Below are 1,244 nucleotides of genomic sequence, written 5' to 3'. Positions count from 1 at the left end.
TGAACGGAGCGCGAGAGTCCTGGAGCATCCAGGAGAGGCGGTCCGAGGGGTAATCAGGGTCGAGAGGAACGTACGCGCCGCCCGCGTGGAGGATGGCGAGCATGGCGGCGACCATGTCGGCGGAGCGGTGGACGAAGAGACCGACGGGGGCGTCCGGGCGGAGGCCGAGGGACTGGAGTCGGTGGGAGACGCGGCGGACGCGCTGGAGGAGGTGGCGGTAGGAGAGCGAGACGTCACCGAAGGACAGCGCGGTGGCGTCGGGAGTGAGCACGGCCTGGGCCTCGAACTGGAGGTGGAGGCACGAGGAGTCGAACCGGCGCGAGGACGCGTTGAAGGAGCGAAGGACCTGCTCGCGCTCCTCTCCCGTCACCAGGGAGAGTGTCCCCAGGCGTGAGTCAGGAGTGGAGATGAGGGCCTGAAGCGCGACGCTCCAGTGGCGCAGGAGGCGCTCGGGGGTGGAGGGCTCGAAGCGCGCGGCGTCGAAGAGCAGGCGCAGCTCCAGGGAGTCCCCGGGGATGACGTACGCCTCCAGCGGGGTATCGGCCTGCTCACGCGCGCTGAAGTCGCGGATGCCCAGCTCGGCGCTGGCCGAGTTGACGGCGGCGTCGACGGGGAAGTTCTCGACGATGAAGAGGGACTCGAAGAGGGGCGTGCCACGCGGCACGTCGCTCCACCGCTGGAGGTGGGTCAGCGGCGTGTGCTCGAACTGGCGCAGCTCGAGCTGCTGGGTGTGGAGCTGCTGGAGCCAGGAGAGCGCGGTGGCGTCTTCGTCGACGAAGATGCGGACGGGCAGTGTGTTGATGAAGAGCCCGATGGCGTGTTCGATGCCGGAGACCTCGGCGGAACGCCCCGACGTCGTGGCGCCGAAGAGGATGTCCTGCTCGCCGGTGTGACGTGAGAGCACCAGCGTCCACGCGGCCTGGACCAGTGCATTGAGGGTGAGGTGGTGCTGGCGCACGAAGGCCTGGAGGTCCGTGGTGAGTTGCGCGGGCAGCCAGACATTCAGGTGCTGACGCCGGAGCACCGAGTCCGGGCTTCGGGGAAGTGCACCGGGCAAGGGTGTGGGCGCGGTGAAGCCCCGCAGTGTCTTGCGCCAGTAGTGCTCCGCGGGCTCCAGGGACTGGCGCTGAAGCCAGGCGATGTAGTCGCGGAAGGAGGTCGACTCACTCTCCGCCGGGAGTCGGCCAGAGCGGACCTGCTCGTAGGTGGTGAAGAGTTCCTGGAAGAGGAGCCCGAGGCTCCAT

The 1,244-nt window shown here is 68.7% G+C and carries 1 protein-coding gene; it reads right to left on the bottom strand.

Annotated features, from left to right (window positions below; all coding sequences use genetic code 11):
• The coding region (locus tag HUA78_RS45655) for a condensation domain-containing protein (protein WP_174479123.1) at nucleotides 1-1,244 on the bottom strand (1,244 nt) is incomplete at both ends.

The organism is Myxococcus sp. CA033, assembly GCF_013336625.1.
Classification (GTDB): domain Bacteria; phylum Myxococcota; class Myxococcia; order Myxococcales; family Myxococcaceae; genus Myxococcus; species Myxococcus llanfairpwllgwyngyllgogerychwyrndrobwllllantysiliogogogochensis.
This window is presented reverse-complemented; position numbering and strand designations above follow the sequence as displayed.